This window comes from Halovenus aranensis (assembly GCF_900100385.1).
In the GTDB taxonomy this organism is placed as follows: domain Archaea; phylum Halobacteriota; class Halobacteria; order Halobacteriales; family Haloarculaceae; genus Halovenus; species Halovenus aranensis.
Window position 1 is genome coordinate 1 of sequence record NZ_FNFC01000017.1, and the last position, 15,886, is coordinate 15,886.

At 62.0% G+C, this 15,886-nt stretch carries 13 protein-coding genes and 1 pseudogene; 4 read left to right on the plus strand and 10 right to left on the minus strand.

Features of this window, described 5'->3' with window-relative positions:
• Window positions 1–241, minus strand: a pseudogene (locus BLR34_RS14640) (ISH3 family transposase); the annotation flags it as partial.
• 337 nt (window positions 242–578) lie between these two features.
• Between BLR34_RS14640 and BLR34_RS14645 the strand changes: the two are divergent.
• From BLR34_RS14645 to BLR34_RS14655, 3 genes are all read left to right on the plus strand, one after another.
• Window positions 579–2,249 carry a rhomboid family intramembrane serine protease gene (locus BLR34_RS14645; protein ID WP_092704371.1) on the plus strand — a complete coding sequence of 557 codons (1,671 nt, stop codon included), beginning with the start codon at window positions 579–581 and terminating at the stop codon, window positions 2,247–2,249.
• 68 nt (window positions 2,250–2,317) lie between these two features.
• Window positions 2,318–3,373 (plus strand): diphthamide biosynthesis enzyme Dph2, encoded by a 1,056-nt coding sequence (gene dph2, locus BLR34_RS14650; protein ID WP_092704373.1) that lies wholly within the window; start codon window positions 2,318–2,320, stop codon window positions 3,371–3,373.
• 9 nt (window positions 3,374–3,382) lie between these two features.
• The gene (locus tag BLR34_RS14655) at window positions 3,383–4,003 is read left to right on the plus strand and encodes an METTL5 family protein (protein ID WP_092704375.1); all 621 of its coding nucleotides are present in this window, start codon (window positions 3,383–3,385) and stop codon (window positions 4,001–4,003) included.
• A gap of 2 nt (window positions 4,004–4,005) precedes the next feature.
• Here BLR34_RS14655 and mutL read toward each other — a convergent pair whose 3' ends face one another.
• Window positions 4,006–5,997 carry a DNA mismatch repair endonuclease MutL gene (gene mutL, locus BLR34_RS14660; protein WP_092704377.1) on the minus strand — a complete coding sequence of 664 codons (1,992 nt, stop codon included), beginning with the start codon at window positions 5,995–5,997 and terminating at the stop codon, window positions 4,006–4,008.
• A gap of 78 nt (window positions 5,998–6,075) precedes the next feature.
• Here mutL and BLR34_RS14665 point away from each other — a divergent pair, with 78 nt between their 5' ends.
• Window positions 6,076–6,546 (plus strand): FKBP-type peptidyl-prolyl cis-trans isomerase, encoded by a 471-nt coding sequence (locus BLR34_RS14665; RefSeq protein WP_092704379.1) that lies wholly within the window; start codon window positions 6,076–6,078, stop codon window positions 6,544–6,546.
• Here the strand turns inward: BLR34_RS14665 and BLR34_RS14670 are convergent, their stop codons facing one another.
• From BLR34_RS14670 to alaS, 8 genes are all read right to left on the minus strand, one after another.
• Window positions 6,547–7,320, minus strand: a complete 774-nt coding sequence (locus BLR34_RS14670; RefSeq protein ID WP_092704381.1) for a DUF5803 family protein — start codon at window positions 7,318–7,320, stop codon at window positions 6,547–6,549. It abuts the gene before it with no gap.
• Window positions 7,317–7,982, minus strand: coding sequence for a DUF2110 family protein (locus BLR34_RS14675; RefSeq protein ID WP_092704383.1), 666 nt, complete (start codon window positions 7,980–7,982; stop codon window positions 7,317–7,319). The genes BLR34_RS14670 and BLR34_RS14675 overlap by 4 nt, the downstream gene beginning before the upstream one ends.
• A 28-nt stretch (window positions 7,983–8,010) precedes the next feature.
• Window positions 8,011–8,544, minus strand: a complete 534-nt coding sequence (gene tfe, locus BLR34_RS14680) for a transcription factor E (protein ID WP_092704385.1) — start codon at window positions 8,542–8,544, stop codon at window positions 8,011–8,013.
• A 73-nt stretch (window positions 8,545–8,617) separates the two neighbouring features.
• The gene (locus BLR34_RS14685; RefSeq protein WP_092704387.1) at window positions 8,618–10,303 is read right to left on the minus strand and encodes an NAD(+)/NADH kinase; all 1,686 of its coding nucleotides are present in this window, start codon (window positions 10,301–10,303) and stop codon (window positions 8,618–8,620) included.
• 51 nt (window positions 10,304–10,354) lie between these two features.
• The gene (locus tag BLR34_RS14690; RefSeq protein WP_092704389.1) at window positions 10,355–11,047 is read right to left on the minus strand and encodes a type 1 glutamine amidotransferase; all 693 of its coding nucleotides are present in this window, start codon (window positions 11,045–11,047) and stop codon (window positions 10,355–10,357) included.
• A gap of 38 nt (window positions 11,048–11,085) precedes the next feature.
• Window positions 11,086–12,132 carry a 3-oxoacyl-ACP synthase gene (locus BLR34_RS14695; RefSeq protein WP_092704391.1) on the minus strand — a complete coding sequence of 349 codons (1,047 nt, stop codon included), beginning with the start codon at window positions 12,130–12,132 and terminating at the stop codon, window positions 11,086–11,088.
• Window positions 12,133–12,173: 41 nt separating this feature from the next.
• Complete coding sequence (locus tag BLR34_RS14700) at window positions 12,174–12,950, minus strand: alpha/beta fold hydrolase (protein WP_092704393.1); 777 nt, start codon at window positions 12,948–12,950, stop codon at window positions 12,174–12,176.
• Window positions 12,951–12,987: 37 nt separating this feature from the next.
• The gene (alaS, locus tag BLR34_RS14705) at window positions 12,988–15,765 is read right to left on the minus strand and encodes an alanine--tRNA ligase (protein ID WP_092704395.1); all 2,778 of its coding nucleotides are present in this window, start codon (window positions 15,763–15,765) and stop codon (window positions 12,988–12,990) included.
• Between the last annotated feature and the right edge of the window lie 121 nt (window positions 15,766–15,886).

Genomic DNA, 15,886 nt, shown 5'->3' on the forward strand with positions numbered 1-15,886 from the left:
CAAACTGCTCGGTGAGATGTCCCCGGACGGTATTGGCGTGTGGCGAGTCGCCGGTCGTTTCGCAGACGTGGTTGATTGAGGTCCCGCCGGCGCTGGCGCCGGCGAGGACCTCGTACAACGTCTCTGTCGTGACCTTGACGTCATCACCGAGGTCTATCGCAAGCTCTTCGTCGAGGCTGTTGACGACAAAATTAAGCAGGTGCTCTTCCTCTATTTCGCTGTCTGCTTCGGGTTGTTGCACATCCTCCCAAAGCAGACACTTCCTCTAACCCGATGTGATCGACTGATACTCGGTGTCCGAGTATATCAGTCGTTGGTAATACGGTTTTGTTATTCAGAAATCTGCCTGTAATGAAGCTGTCTACAGGTTTATTTCAGGATGAATCGTGAATAAAACTTCTGTGTTACGATCTAGTGATATCACTAACTGATCCTTATTGAACCTGTGTAGAATCATGGATATCTAATGAAACAGCGGGTAGCTAGTGAACTCGTCGCACGGCAGCGACGGTTTGTCTAGACACTATCGGGCCACTGGTGCGGTGATATTTATTACCATTCCCGCCTTGACTCTACTCGTGTCAGCGTATCCCGCCCTGCTCTCGTCCGAGGCTGTTACACTGATAGAACAGGCTAGCTTGGCACTGCTCGTGGGGGCACTCGTCCTCTCGTATCTCGTGATTTATCGCGTCGGTGAGCGCCAGTCGCCGTTCGTGCGGCTGCGAAAGCGATTCGTGGTCGGTGTCCCGTGGGGAACTGTTCTCGCTGTCGCCTGCGTCTACGTCGTCTATCACGTCGTCCAGGGGGCCGGTAACCCCGGGGGACCGAACGTTATCGGCTTTCGTTCTTGGTCGCTGTGGTATCCCGAAAGCATCGTGTTCGCGTGGCTTTCACATGCGAGTAGCTCGCACCTTACCGGAAACGTACTCGCGACGCTCGTTTTCGGGAGTATCGCCGAGTATGCCTGGAGCCACTACCCGACGGTGACCGGCCAGCACTCGTTCTCGTCTTTGCGAACCAATCCCTTCGCTCGTATCGCGATGTTCATCGTCGGACTCTCTCTGGTCGGTATCGCGGGCTCTCTCTTCGTTCCCGGCGCGATAATTGGCTTTTCTGGAGTCGTCTTCGCACTTGCGGGGTTCGCAATCGTCACCCGGCCACTGGTGACAGTAGGCGGTATCCTTGGGCTAGACGGCTTAGATTTGGTCTACAGCGGCTTTCAGAGCCCGGTCGGATTTGCCGAAGCCAGGCCCGAGTTTACGTTTCCATACTGGGCCGATACGGCACTACAGGGGCACCTTTTCGGCCTGGTCCTCGGGGTATTGCTCGCGGTGTGGGTCGTACGGAGGAGAAGCAGGTCACCGAACGTCGGGCACGTCTGGTTTGCGGCGCTCGTCTTCGCTGTGACGCGGTCGATGTGGACGATTTTCTGGTTTCTCAGCGATACGGAGTTCGTCCTGTTCAGAGGACTCGGTGCGGCGTCGGTCGCAGTGTTGGCATCGGTCATTGCCGTCGCGAGTCTCTCTGACGGTCGCCCGCTACTACAAGACAGAATCGAGATTCAGGCCAGGACAGTTGGTGTTGTCATCCTCGTTGGTATCGCGGTCCTCGTCGCACTCGCGGGCGTGCCGTACAATCTCGCCGACGTTTCACCCGGTGAGGAGGCTAGCGACGGTATCGAAATCGACGGTTACACCGTCACCTACGCCGAGAACGTCGAAGACCAGTACACAGCTCTCGACCTGCCCGTCGTCGGAGACGCGCTCTCTGTCGAGACCAGCGGCGTCATCGTCACGAGCGACGAGCGCAACGTCTGGTCACTCGAAACACCCCGTGACGAGTTGGCCCTGAACGGCTTTTCGGTCGTCGTCGTCGGCGACACGACCTGGCGCGAGGTCGTCCTCGTGAATCACACACAGTGGCAACTTGCTGGTGGGAATACCACCTACAAAGTCTACGGACAGCACTGGGGCGAGATGGACGACCAGCGACTTCTCTTTTCTGCACCGCTGGGCGAGGGACAGCCGACAATCAACGGACAGCGATTTGGCATCGTTCCCTCGAAGAGGTTCTACGATATCGCAGTTCTCGACGCGAACGGAACCCGAAAGCAGGTTAGAGTCCCCGCTCACAACGAAAGTGTCGAACTTGGGGGTGTAACGTTTACGCGAACCGATAACACGCTCGTCGCACGACACAATCGAACGGAGCTCCTGTTTGCCGAGTACCGAACCGAGCGAGAGCAGTGAGCTCCCTGGCGGTCACCCCTCACGCCGAAACGCCGCTGTTATACGCCCACACTGGGTAGTAGGTTGCAATGAGTCAGCCATCTGACGACCGACCGGACGGCGACCTCCGCAACACCGGCATGTCGCTCAAACACGACAGGGAATGGGATTACGAGCTCGACCGCATCGTCGAGGCAGTCCAAGAACGTGACGCAGAGACCGTCGGATTGCAGTTCCCCGAGGGACTCAAACGCCGGGGCCCCGGCGTCGCCGACGACCTCCGGGAATCGCTGCCAGACGGTGTTTCCGTGATGATTTCGGGCCAGCCGTGTTACGGTGCCTGCGACCTCGATACCTATCTGATGAAACGGACCGACGTATTCGTTCACTTCGGCCACTCTCCGATGAAAGATTCGGACAAGATTCTCTACGTCCCGCTGTTCTCGAATGTCGATGTCTTCCCGATTATCAAGGAGGCAATCGACGACCAGCTCGCCGCTCCCGAGGACGACCCCGACGTTGGACTCGTGACGACGGCACAGCACATGAACAAGTTCGAGGAGATGCGCGAGTTCCTCGAAGACGAGGGATACAACGTTCACACGCGGCGCGGCGACGAGCGCCTGACAAACGAAGGACAGGTGTTGGGCTGTAACTACGAGTCCGCCGACATCGACGCAGAGCAGGTGCTGTATGTCGGTGGCGGGAAATTCCATCCGCTCGGACTGGCGATGGAACACCAGGAGAAAAACGTCGTCATCGCTGACCCAGTCAACAACGCAGTCACCATCGCAGACGCAGAACAGTTCCTGAAAGAGCGGTACGCTGCGGTCCATAAGGCGATGGACGCCGAATCATGGGGCGTCATCTTCTGTACCAAGATTGGACAGGGGCGCTGGGAGACAGCCCAGGAAATCGTCGACAACAACGAGAACGCCTACCTCATCACGATGGACGAGGTAACCCCGGACCGGTTGTTGAACTTCGGGATGGACGCCTACGTCAACACGGGCTGTCCGCGAATCACCACGGACGACGGCCCGCAGTTCCACGCGCCGATGCTCACGCCCGGCGAGTACAAAATCGCTATCGGCGAGAAGCCGCTTGACGAACTCGAGTTCGACACCTTCCACGGCACCTGGTAGGCCTGTGGTATGACGGGCAAACGCGAGCTTGCAAGACAGCTCTCGCAGGTGGCCGGTTTCGAGAATCCAGCCGCCGCCCTCGAACAGTACGCTACGCCAGCAGCAATTGCTGCCACGCTCGTCCACACTGCCGGCTTACACGACGATATCGGCACCAGACTGGTCGTCGACCTGGGCTGTGGGACCGGGATGCTCGCGCTCGCGAGTGCGGTTGCCGGTGCCGCTGAGGTGGTCGGCATCGATATTGACCCCGATGCACTCGCGGTCGCCCGGGACAACGAGCGAGCGGTCGGCCCGGAGACGGCTGTCTCCTGGGTTCGAGGAGAGATTCCCCGCGTACCGTTTGCCCCCACTCGTGACGTGACGGTGCTGATGAATCCGCCTTTTGGCGCACAGTCCGGCAACGAACACGCCGACAGGGCGTTTCTGGAAACGGCTGCTTCTCTCGCTGTGGTTTCGTACTCGATTCACAACGCAGGCAGTGCGGCCTTCGTCGAGTCGTACGCGACCGACCACGGGGGCGAGGTGACACACGCCTTCGAGGCAACCTTCGAGTTACCCAGAACCTTCGACTTTCACGACCACGACTCGCGCAGTATCGACGCCGAGGTTTTCCGCATCTCGTGGTGAGTTCACTGGTGGCCCGGGTAGTCCCGCTCGAACCGGTTTTCGATTTCCTCGGTGTCGAACTCGACGACGACGGGCCGCCCGTGGGGGCAGGCGTAGGGGTTCTCACAGGAATCGAGCCGCGCGAGCAGGTCCACGACAGAGCCTTCGGTCAGCGACGTGTTCCCGGTAATCGAGGGGTAACACGCCAGGTCGGCGAGCAGGTCGTCGACCGCAGCCTCGACGGTGTCGGCCGCGCGTTTCCGACCCTGGACGAACTCTGAGAGCACGTCACGAATCAGTGCCGGGCCGGCGCTCCCGGCGACCATCGTCGGCACGGTCTGTACTTCGACGGTCCTGTCGCCGACGAGACGCGCCCGGAATCCCAGCCGTGCCAACGCATCCGTGTGAGAGTCGAACAGCTCGGCCTCTCGGGCCGTCAGTTCGAGCTCGACGGGTTCGGCCAGCGCCTGTGTCGTCGTTTCGCCGCTGAAGTCCTCTCTGAGCCGTTCGTAGTTGATGCGTTCGTCCGCCGCGTGCTGGTCGACGAGAACGAGACCGTCTGTCGTCTCGGCGACGATGTACGTCTCCTGGTACTGGCCGAGGACGCGCATCGAGGGCAGACTTTCGAATTGTTCTGTCTCTGTCGATGCCGTGAGACGCGACTGTGTCCCGGTGTCCTGGAACTTGCGTCGGTCGTCGTCTCGCTCAGATGTGTCGTTCGAGGCAATTTCCTCAGTGTCCGAGGACCCCTGGGACCTGGTATCGGTACTGTCGCCCGCCGCCGACGGCCCGGCCTCGATGCTCGTCGACGCTCCCGTCTCTGAGTTGTCGCCTCGGCGGCTCGTGGTTCTCTGCTGTCGGTCTGGCTCGTCGGGGCCGTCGTCTCGACGGCTCGTGATGTTCTGCTGTGTTTCGGGCTCGTCGGTCTCCGGTTCGGTCGTGTCCGGCTGAATCTCGGTCTGGTCGGGCGCGGACCGACCGCGCGGGGCCGAGGTGCGGACGAGCCCCTCCTCCAGCAGGGCCTGCTCGACTGCATGCTCGACCTGCTTTTTGACCGCGGCCTCGTCAGCAAATCGGACCTCCATCTTGCGGGGATGGACGTTCACGTCGACAGTTGCGGGGTCGACTTCCAGAAAGAGGACGGCAAAGGGATAGCGGTCCGGCGCGAGTTGGGTGTCGTAGGCGTCGACGACCGCCTCGCGAGCGACGCTCGCGGTCACGTACCGGCCGTTGACGAACGTCGAGAGGTACTCCCGCGATGCCCGGTTCGTCTCCGGGTGACTCACGAGTCCACGCACCGAATCCAGCGGCCCGTCCGGGATATCCTCCCCCGAGACGGTCCGCATCGCCTGGGCCACCTCGCGGCCGTAGACCGCCATGACCGTCTCCTGTAAGTCGCCACTCCCGGTCGTGGCGAACGTCTCCCTGTCGTCGTGTTCCAGCGTGACGGCTACGTCGGGGTTCGCCAGGGCGTAGCTCGTCGTGACCGTGTTGACGTGGTCGAACTCGGTCGAGGGCTGTTTGAGATACTTCTGGCGGGCGGGCACGTTGTAGAACAGGTCGTCAACTTCGACTGTCGTTCCCGACGGGTGGCCCGCGGGCCGCACGTCTGTCACGTTACCGCCAGCGACGGTGAGCTCGGTCGCCTCGCCCCCGGCCCTCGGTCTCGTGGTAATGGTTAGCCGCGAGACGGCCCCGATTGCGTGGAGTGCTTCCCCTCTGAACCCGAGCGTGGCGACGCCGGATTCGAGGTCGTCGATATCTGCTATCTTGCTCGTCGTGTGTTCGTCGACCGCGCGTTCGAGTTCGCCTCGGGCCATGCCGACGCCGTCGTCGCGGACCCTGATGCCGTCGATACCCCCGTTTTCGACGGCGACGGTCACCCTAGAGGCGTCAGCGTCGATGCTGTTCTCGATGAGTTCTTTAACCGCCGACGCCGGTCGCTCGACGACTTCACCCGCAGCGATGCGTTCGACCGTCTGTGGGTCGAGTTCCCGTATCTCCGAGGCCGTCATCTACGCGTTCGTACCGGAGCGAGCAACTTCACTCCAGCGACCGACAGCCTAAGGGAGCCCCGTCTCCGACTGTGTGGTATGCCAATCAGTGAAGGCGATTCGGTCACGATATCGTACGTCGGTCGACTCGAGGACGGCACCGTCTTCGATACTTCTGACGAGGAACTGGCCCGTGAGGCCGGCGTCGACGAGGAGTACCCCGAACGAAGCTTCAAGCCGCTTGAGGTAAAGCTTGGGAGCGACCGCGTCATCGAGGGACTCGCGGAGGAACTGGTCGGAATGGAGGTCGGCGAGGAGAAGACGATTACGATTCCCCCGGAGAAGGCCTACGGCCCACACACAGAGGACCGCGTTGCGGAGTACGACAGAGCGGACTTCGACGAGATGATAGGCGACCGCGAACTCGCTGAAGGCTTCGAAGTCGAAACCGAAGACGGGCTTCCCGGTGAAGTCGTCGACTTCGACGCCGGCAGTGTCACCGTCGATTTTAATCACGAACTCGCCGGCGAGACGCTCACGTTCGAAATCGAAGTGCTCGCAGTCGAGTAGCTACCGCATCCCCGGCGGCGGCCCGTCGTCGCCAGGGTCGTCGTCGGTCTCTACGTCGAGACCGACCTCCTCGCGCTTTGTCTGTGCAGCCCGGACGCCACGGAGATAGTAGATAGCGCCGCCACCGCCGACGAGGAGCGCAACGGCACCAATCCCGCCGAACAGATAGAGGTCACGGACGAGGTAGTACCGAACTGCGATGCTCCCGCCGTCGATGTCGTCGTAGTACAGCGTCATCTGGTCGTTCTCGACGCTCGACTCGTCGGGGTCTGGACTCGTCCGTGAGAGAAGCGGGATGCCGACCCGACTGGAGTTCGAGAGCCGAACCTCGTGTGACCCCTCGGCCACGACGGGCACGCTCCACTGTTTTCCGCTTCTGGACTCTACCCAGGCGACGGTCCCGTTTCTCGCCGGAAGCTGGATCTCTGTCTCGTCAGAGCCTTTCTCTGCTGTCAGTCCGGGGTGTGTCGCGTTTACCACGGTGCCGTTGACGAACTGGAACTTGAGGTCGGCGACGGACACAGACTGGTCGCCGCGGAACGCGGTCGACTGTGACACCGCTATCGAGGAGCGGTTCTGAGCGGCGACGACTGCGGCGAACGAATCAGAAGACACCGACAGGTCGTAGGTAGCGTTTGCCGTCGTGTTCCAGTCGTATTCCTGGTCGCCGAGCAGGTCGTCCTCGTCTATCTCGCCGCCACCGCCGAGTATCGAACACCCGGAAAGGAAGACGAGCGCCGCGAGTGCGACGATAGCGAGGACACGCCTGTTCATGGAACGACACAGAGCAGTTCCGCCCGGAGGTAGTCGCCGACGCTGGCGAGCAGTCCGGGGGGGTCCGTGTTCGGCTTGCAGACGATGCTCTGTTCGAGCAGGCCCAGTCGCTCCACCGTGACGATATCCTCCGCGTGGCCGGCCCGGTTGACGGTCGCGCGCACCTCTGCGCGGGTGGCGCTGTTGACGTTGAGCCGACCGTCACCACGCGTCCACTCGTAGAGGGTGTCCTGTGTTTCGGGCGCCAGACTCGGCGGGTCACCGTAGACAAAGTGCAACGGCGCGTGCTGGACGAGCCCGAACCGCGTCCGAATCTGCTCTGGCGTTCCCTGTCCGAGCCCTAACTCGTCACGGGGAATCCGGATTTCCCGACCCGCATCGAGAACGAAGCCGTCGTCGTCCCAGCCTTCGAGAGTGCCGACGTAGGTCTTGCCGTCCTCGAAGTGTGGCGTAATTTCTCCCCAACGAGAGCGCAGGAGATTTCGCGCTGCAGTCGCGTCTGGTCCCTCGACTGTGACCGACGGGAACCCGTCGTCTCGCAGCCCGACATCGCTTTCGACATCGAGGTCGCCGATATCGTCGGCTATCATCGACGACAGCGAGTCGAGCGTCCGCTCGCGTGCCTCTCCGTCGACGTAACATTTGGTCGCCAGTACTACCATCGTCGGTGTGCCTCCAGTGTGTCAGCCATCAGACCTCGACTTCCGCGGTTTCGACGTTTAGTTCCTCGCGAAGCTCCTCGATGCGCGTCTCCATGGCATCGACGAGCCGCGTGTTCTCCATGGCGTCGACCGGCGAGCCACATTCGGGGCATTCGAAGCCAAACTCCATGGCCTCGTCGAACTCGAAGCGGATGCCACAGCGCTCACAGAGATAAAATTCGTTGTCTCCCTCGTACTCGTAGCGGTCTTCGAGTGCGGCAAGCAGTCGCTGCATCTCGGTTTCGAGTTGCTCGGGAATCTTCTCGTACTCGAATGTCCAGAGATAGGTAAGCCAGCCAGAATCCTCGTCCCGGAGCCGCCGGTAGCTCGCCAGGTCGTTCTCGTAGAGAATAAACAGCGCCCGCCGAACGTCGTTCAACTCGAGTCCCAGCTCTTCGGCCAGTTCCTCGTCTGTCACTTCGCCGTCCGGCGGCGCTGCCGCGACGGGCATCCCCTTCGGACCGACGAGTTCGTGGAGGTACTTCTGTATGACTGGGTCTTCCAGTAACTCCTCAAAAGCCATTACGAGAAGGTGGGGGAGTCAGGTGGTTAAATCCATCGGAAGGCCCGTTCCCGCCGTCCGCGCCGCTCCAGGCCTAAACCAGGTCGCTGGATTCGAGGTGGTCGTACAACACCGGGTGTAACAGGCCGTTCGAGCCAAGCAGCGACCGCCGCTCGTCGACACCGAATTCGACGGTATAGGGCTCGTTGTAGCGGTCTGTTACTGTCGCTCCGGCTGCCCGAGCGATGACGAGGCCGGCTGCTACGTCCCACGGATAGGTGTCGTACTCCCAGACGGCGTCCGCGCTGCCATTTGCCAGGTAACAGAGATTCAGCGCGGCCGACCCGAGTGAGCGTACGCCCTGTGTCTGGTCGTAGAAATGCGTGAGAAAGCCGCCGTCGGGGTCGTATCCCGACAGCAGCATGCTCTCGTCGAGCGAGTCTCGGTCTGTGGTCACGATTTTCGTCTCTCCCTTGTAGGCGTCTCCGCTCTCGATGGCGTGGAAGGTCTCGTCTGTCTCTGGGACGTAGACGACACCCAGCACGGGGGTGTCGTTCTCCAACAGGGCAATCGAGACCGAGTACTGGGGATTTCCGTGAGCGAAGTTGCCGGTCCCGTCGACGGGGTCGATGACCCAGGTGTACGGGCCAGAGCCGTCGACGAATTCGCTTTCCTCCGAGAAGATGCTGTGGTCGGGAAACTCGTTTTCGATGACCGTGGTGATGATGCGGTTGGCCCGGTGGTCTGCTTCGGTGACGATATCGGATTTATCGCTCTTGTACGTGATGTCCTCGACCCGACCATGAAGCTCTCGCAGCGGTTCGCCGACGCTCTCTGCGGCCTCGATTGCGATATCGCGGGCGTGTTCGAGGAACGTCGGCTCTCTGGGTGGAATATCATCGGCGAGGAGGTCCCGGGGGCCGTCGCTGGTGTCTCGTAGTCCCCACCCGAGTTTCTCGGTTATCGCGGTCATAAACTGGTCGTCGTAGCTCGTCCGGACGACGTGGGCCTTTTCCTCGGCACCGGTGATGCGGACGACGCTCTCTTCGCTCAATACCTTCTGTGCCCGCCCGCCGTCGACGAGCAGGCTCGCCTGGCCGCGCGTGACAACTTCGATTTCTGTCGAGGCTGCCATCACCAGGGGCCGAGAGCCGAGGCGATGGGTGTGCAACGGGACAATCTGGAGGGAGTGATTGTCTCCGGGCATGTGGACTGGGCCACCGGCCGACAGCGAGAGACCGGTCGACCCGGTCGGCGTCGAAACCGCGACACCGTTTCCCTCGTACTGGCCGACGTACTCGTCGTCGGCGAACACTTCCAGGCGCGTGACCTTGCGGTCGAACGGGTTCTCTGGCGGTACCCGCTCGACGGTCACCTCGTTGATACCGGTGGTGTCCAGACCACTGGAATCGACGTGGAGCTGTTGGCGGCTGTCGACAGTTGCCCGGCCTCGAATCACTTCCTCCAGCGCCGCCTCGATATCGTCGGTCTCGACCCTGGCGAGAAAGGAGAGCGTGCCCGCGTTGACTCCAAGCTGTGGGATGCCGTGGGTCGTGAACTGCTTGATGCCTTCGAGAAAGGTCCCGTCGCCCCCGAGCGTGATACCGAGTGTCGGGGCGTCGGGGTCGTAGACCTCGGTGATGTCGTTCCCGATGTCGACCACAGACACATCGATTGCGTGCTTGTCGGCCCACTCACGGATTCGGTCCAGCCCCTCGCCACAGTCGGGGCTGGCCAGGACGATGAGCCGGTCTGTCGTCGCTAGCCTCCGCCCATGCATTGCCTGCAGTGAAGGCTGGCTGGCGTTTAACGGTTGTCCCTTTCGGCGGTGTCAGTCAGCCCGGACTGCGCTGGCTCTCGCAACCTCGGTGAACCGTTCGAACAGTTGTTTGACCGCACAGGCGTTCTGGTGTGTCTCCTCGTCGATGCCGTCGAGAACGCGCTCGACTTTCGCGGCCGGAACGCTGTCTTTGCCTTCGGTCACTTCGCGCGCCGTCTGCCGGTCGTATTCCGGGTGGAACTGGACCGTATACACCGAGTCTGTCTCGAAGCCCTGGATTCCGTACTCGTTTGTGGCGGTTTGGCGTGCCCCCTCCGGCAGCGAAACCACTCTATCTGAGTGTGTCTCGAAGACCGTGAACTCCTCGGGCAGGTCGGTGAGGAGCGTGGAATCGCCGGTCCGGGAAACGGTTCTGTAGCCGAGTTCGTACCCGTCCATCCCCTCGACCTCGCCGCCCAGGACGTGTGCGAGAAACTGGTGGCCGAAACAGACGCCGAGCGCCGGTATCCCGCGGTCGACCGCCTCCGCGACCCACGGTTCGAGGTCGCTAATCCACGCTTCGTCCCAGTAGACAGAGGCACGAGAGCCGGTGACGACAAACCCGTCTACGTCGAACGTCTCCGGGATGTCGCCATCTGTCACGTTGTACTCGACGAGGTCTGCATCGAGTTCTCGCCTGAAGTTCCGCCGCGTGTTGTACGCGTTATAGGATGCGTTCAACAACGCAATCCGGGGTCGTGTCATTGTCCCGAATTACCGGCGGGAGGGTAAAAGCTACCCGCTCACCCGAGCCATTCGAGCACGGTCGCGGCCCAGGTGTAGCCAGTCCCGGCCGCCAGAAAGAGCACGACATCGCCCGGTTCGACGCGCCCGCGCTCGTGTCCTTCGTCGAGAGCGAGAATCTGGTCGACGCTCTGGACGTGGCCGTACTCGTCGAGGTAGTAGCCGTCGGTCCCGGGGTCGACCCCCAGCCTGTCGAGGAGCAGCTCGTGAAACGACCGCTTCATGTGGGTGACCGCGACGAAATCGATATCGTCTGTCTCGTATCCCGACGACTCGAGTGCCCCCTCTGCGACGGCGAGGTAGTTGTCGAGACTCACCTCGGCGAGACGTTCTTTCATTCCGTCGGGGTCCGGCACGTCGAGCGTGTGGGCGTTCGCATCGACGGTCTCGTGGGACGGCGGTGCGACGGAACCGCCTGCAGGCATTACGACGTCCTCCGAGAAGGACCCGTCGGTAATGGCATCGCTCCCGCGAACGCGTGCACGTGCCCGGTCTCGCTCTGGCTCACGTTCGAGAACGGCGGCCGAGGCTCCGCTTCCGAAGTTGAACATAAACGAGGAGTCTTCGTTGGCGTAATCGACGAGGTCCTCCTCGCGGCTGGCCGAGACCAGCAATGCTGTCTCGATATCGCCGGTGCGAAGCTGGGACGTGACCTGCCGGAACGCCACGGGCGCGCCGGCACACAGCGTGTAGCTCTCGGTCGCGTAGGCGTTCGTTGCGCCGAGTCTGTCGGCGATGTTCGCCGCCGCCGACCAGACGATGTGGTCTTTGAACTCGCTGCCGTGATACAGAACGAGGTCGATAGCCGTCGGTTCGATGTCGGCCTCGGCGATGGCTCCTTCGGCAGCCTCGAGACACATGTCGGTCGCGTGGTCCTCATCGGGCGGGCAGACTCGCTTCTCGACGAGGCCCATCTTCTCGACGACGACCTCCTCGGGAATCCCGCTTGCCTCGGCAATCTCCTCGCCCGTGACTACCGTCTCTGGGACGTAGTAGTCGTACCCCGTGAGTCCAACTGTCGTCACACTGCCTTCCGAATCAGCCATACATGACAGTCATGTAAACTGCATCAAAGTGTCTTGTGGCTTCACGACGGGTCAGCCGCGTCGATGAAGTCGAGCAGCCGGTCGGTGACCGGACGGGAGTGTTCGAAAAAGCAGAGGTGTCGTCCTTCGACGGGGACGTGGGTGCCCCGGGGTAGGTCTGTAGCCAGCGCCTCGCCGACGGATGCGTCGACGACCGGGTCGTCCGCGCCGTGACAGACCAGCGTCGGTACGGTCAGTTCATACAGCGGTCCGGCGTCGAACCCCTCGACTGCGGCGACCTGCTGGTCGAACGCCGTCGTGTCGGCGTCTTCTTCGCGTCGCCACCCCGAGATGCGGTCCAGCACCTCCGGGTTCGCGTCGCGAAACGCTGCCGAAAAGGCCACCGAAAGAGGGTCTGCGTGCCGTCCGTCGGCTCTACAGAGCACCCCGAGCGCGTCGGTATCGACGGCATCACCGCTCGGCGCAGTGTTAAACAGCGTCAGCGTCCGGGCTCGGTCGAACGCGCGGGCATACCGCAGGCAGACCATCCCACCGAGCCCAGCACCCACGAGGTGGCAGTTTTTTACCCCCGTGGCAGCGAGCACCGCCTCTAGGTCCCGGCTCAGACGGTCGACAGCCAAATCGTCGGCGGGCGACTCCGAGCGGCCGGTACCCGGCAGGTCCCAAGTAATTGTCCGATAGGAGCCGGGAACGGCCGTGTACTGTGGCCCCCATTGCCACGCGCCGAGTCCCGCCTCGCCGATGAACGCAATCGTCTCCCCCGAACCGTCGACTTCGTAGTACAGTTCCGTCCCGTCGTCGGCGCTCGTCGTCGGCACAGTTACACGTACAGGTGGGCAGAATAAACGCGTTACGTCAGGCGTCCAGTGCCTGTTTCAGAATCTCCGGGGCGTCATCGAGCGCGTCGTCGACCTTCTCTGCGTCGGGGCCGCCACCCTGTGCGAAGTCGGCTGGACCGCCGCCGCCGCCGCCGACACGCTGTGAGAGTTCACCGACGACGTGGCCCGCGTCGACGGGGCAGTCGTCCGGAACGGCGACGACAAACTGCGCGCCCGATGCACCTGAGCCGAGGACGGCAATCGAGTCGTCCTCGACCAGCGCGTTCGCGGTCGCCCGTAGCTCGTCCATGTCGCCGTCGAGGCGCTGGATAACTGCCGGCGTCCCCTCGATATCGACCTCCTCGCCGTCACCGCCACCGCTGGCACGGACGGCGGCGAGTTCCTCTTTCAGTTCCTCGATGCGCTTGCCGCGTTCTTTCCACTCCCGGAAAAATCGTTCTGCGGTCTCTGGCACCTCGTCGTGGCTCACGTCGAAGAGGTCTGCCGTCTCTGAGAGCAGCCGCTCGGTTCGCTGTGTCGCCTCGATAGCCGCTTCCCCGGCGGCGAAGGTGAGTCTGACGACGCCATCCTGCACTCGTTCGGTACCGAGTAGCTTTATGACACCGACCTCGCCGGTTCGAGAGACGTGAGTGCCGCCACAGGCCTGGGTGTCCTCACTCGCGTGAATCAACCGTATCTGCTCGCCTTCCGGAATACCGCCCTGGTAGATGTCAAAGCCGTGTTCGGCCTCGGCCTCGTTTCTGTCGACCCACTCTTGGTCGACGGCCTCGTTTTCGGTCACTATCTCGTTTGCGACCCGCTCGATTGTCTCCAGTTCGTCCGCCGAGACGGACTCGTAGTGTGACACGTCGAGTCGCGCGCTGTCGGTACTCTTCTGTGCGCCGGCCTGTCTGATGTGGTCGCCGAGCACCTGTCTGGTCGCGTGCCCGACGATGTGGGTCGCGGTGTGGTGGCGCATGTGGCGGCGACGCCGGTTCGCGTCGACCTGCCCGCGTGCGAATTCGCCCTTGCCGGGATTGCTGTCCGTGTGATGGACGATAACGTCGCCGACCTGCTGTACGTCGAGTACTTCTGCGGTCTCCTCGTCTGTCGAGATACTACCGTGGTCGGCCGGCTGTCCACCGCCCTCGGGGTAGAACATCGTCTGGTCGAGGACCACGTCGTATCCGTCCTCGTGTTCGAACACTTCGAGTACCATCGCCTCGAACTCCATCCGGCTCTGGTCTTCGTAGTAGAGGCGCTCGGTCGCGGGCAGTTCGGCGTACCGCTCGCTGTCACGCCCCGCTTCGCTCTCGCTGTCTGTCTCGGTCTCGTCGTTGTGCCGTTGAGCGACCAGCGAGTAGAAGTCGTCGGGAACCGCGACATCTGCCCCGTGTTCGGTCGCAATCTCTTCGACCATATCCGGCTGGATGCCATGTGAGTCGTAGAGTTCGACGAGTTCGCTGCTCGGAACCGGCTCGCCCTCCTGTGCGTACTCCTCGGCAAGTTGTTCGACACGCCGAGAGCCTCTGTCGAGGGTCTCTCTGTATCGCTCGACTTCGGTCCGTACGACATCCCGAATCGTATCTCTGTTCTCGTAGCTCAGTCGCTTTGCCTGCATATCGACCAGTTCGTCGAGCGGCGCGTCGACGCCGACGTTATCGACGAGTCGTTTCGTCCGGCGTAGTACCATCCGAGCGAGGTAGCCGGTCCCGACGTTCGAGGGGACGATTTCGTCGCCGAGCATGTAGGCCAGCGTCCGACAGTGGTCTGCGATGGCGTAGATATCTTCGAGGGGTTCGAGCAGCGTTCGCAGGCGCTCGACATCGACGCCCAACTCTGCCGCGATATCGCCCCGGGCGGCCTCTACGTCGTCGACATCGTCGATATCGAGATTCCCGGACAGGCGAGCGGCGTCGTGGATAATCGCCTCCTCCTCGTCGGTGTACTCGATGCCGGCGTTGTCTTTGAGGAACGCTATCATCTCCGGATAGATTGCCTCGTAGACCGTCGGCGTCCCCTGGCTCATCCAGGTCCAGCGTTCGAGCCCGTACCCGGTGTCGACGACGTAGGTGTCCATCTTCGAGTACCGGTTGCCGTCTTTGAGTTCGTACTCGCCGTCGGGGTCTTGCTCCATCGACATGAACACGAGCGTCGCCAGTTCGAGCCCCCGATAGATGACCTCGATTGCCGGTCCGGCGTTGCCGCCGCCGACCCACGGGTCCTCGATGTAGGTCACCTCTTCGAGGTCTGCCCCCATCTCACCGAGCAGTGTGTCACAGTGCTCGACGGTCTTGCTCTTCCAGTAGACCTCACCCTCGTAAGCGTAATCGTCGGCGTCCTCGCGGGTGTTGAACGCGTGGTGGGCCATCATCTCGAAGGCCATCGTGTGCCGACCGGTCTTGCCGACGTTGTCGATATCCTGCATTCGGATACAGGGCTGGCTGATGGTCAGCGGATTGGCCGGCGGCGGCGTCTCGCCGGAGGTAACCAGCGGCTGAAAGTCGTAAATCGACGCTTGGGTCAACAACACATCGTCGCGCCAGCGGTTTGCTGCCACCGGATACGGGGCGATACGGTCGTGGCCGTGTTCCTCGAAAAACGAGAGAAACGCCTCGCGCATTTCTTCGACGGTGTAGGACTCGTCGAAGCCCGGATTGTCGATAAAGCTGTACGTGTCACACGGCGGTTCTCCGCAAGTCGTCCGCCCCTCGTCTCGCGTCCAGAAGGCGCCCCCACACTCCACACACTCCTTGCGAGTGAACCCATTCTCAGTGAAATAGCCGAGTTGATACTCCTCCTCCAAGTCGCTCATCTGTTGATGTAAGGTGGCCCATCTGTCCGTAAAACGTTTCCGAGTCAGTGCTATGACCAGTCAGAGACCGACGACACCGAGTCAGGTCATGTACGGGGGTTGTCCGATGCCGATTTTATCT

Bases quoted from the DNA above. Each gene is read 5' to 3' on its own strand.
- dph2 (WP_092704373.1), top strand. From the start codon at position 2,318: ATGAGTCAGCCATCTGACGACCGACCGGACGGCGACCTCCGCAACACC.
- BLR34_RS14675 (WP_092704383.1), bottom strand. From the start codon at position 7,982: ATGGTAGTACTGGCGACCAAATGTTACGTCGACGGAGAGGCACGCGAG.
- BLR34_RS14655 (WP_092704375.1), top strand. From the start codon at position 3,383: ATGACGGGCAAACGCGAGCTTGCAAGACAGCTCTCGCAGGTGGCCGGT.
- BLR34_RS14685 (WP_092704387.1), bottom strand. From the start codon at position 10,303: ATGCATGGGCGGAGGCTAGCGACGACAGACCGGCTCATCGTCCTGGCC.
- BLR34_RS14665 (WP_092704379.1), top strand. From the start codon at position 6,076: ATGCCAATCAGTGAAGGCGATTCGGTCACGATATCGTACGTCGGTCGA.
- BLR34_RS14695 (WP_092704391.1), bottom strand. From the start codon at position 12,132: ATGGCTGATTCGGAAGGCAGTGTGACGACAGTTGGACTCACGGGGTAC.
- mutL (WP_092704377.1), bottom strand. From the start codon at position 5,997: ATGACGGCCTCGGAGATACGGGAACTCGACCCACAGACGGTCGAACGC.
- BLR34_RS14670 (WP_092704381.1), bottom strand. From the start codon at position 7,320: ATGAACAGGCGTGTCCTCGCTATCGTCGCACTCGCGGCGCTCGTCTTC.
- alaS (WP_092704395.1), bottom strand. From the start codon at position 15,765: ATGAGCGACTTGGAGGAGGAGTATCAACTCGGCTATTTCACTGAGAAT.
- BLR34_RS14690 (WP_092704389.1), bottom strand. From the start codon at position 11,047: ATGACACGACCCCGGATTGCGTTGTTGAACGCATCCTATAACGCGTAC.
- tfe (WP_092704385.1), bottom strand. From the start codon at position 8,544: ATGGCTTTTGAGGAGTTACTGGAAGACCCAGTCATACAGAAGTACCTC.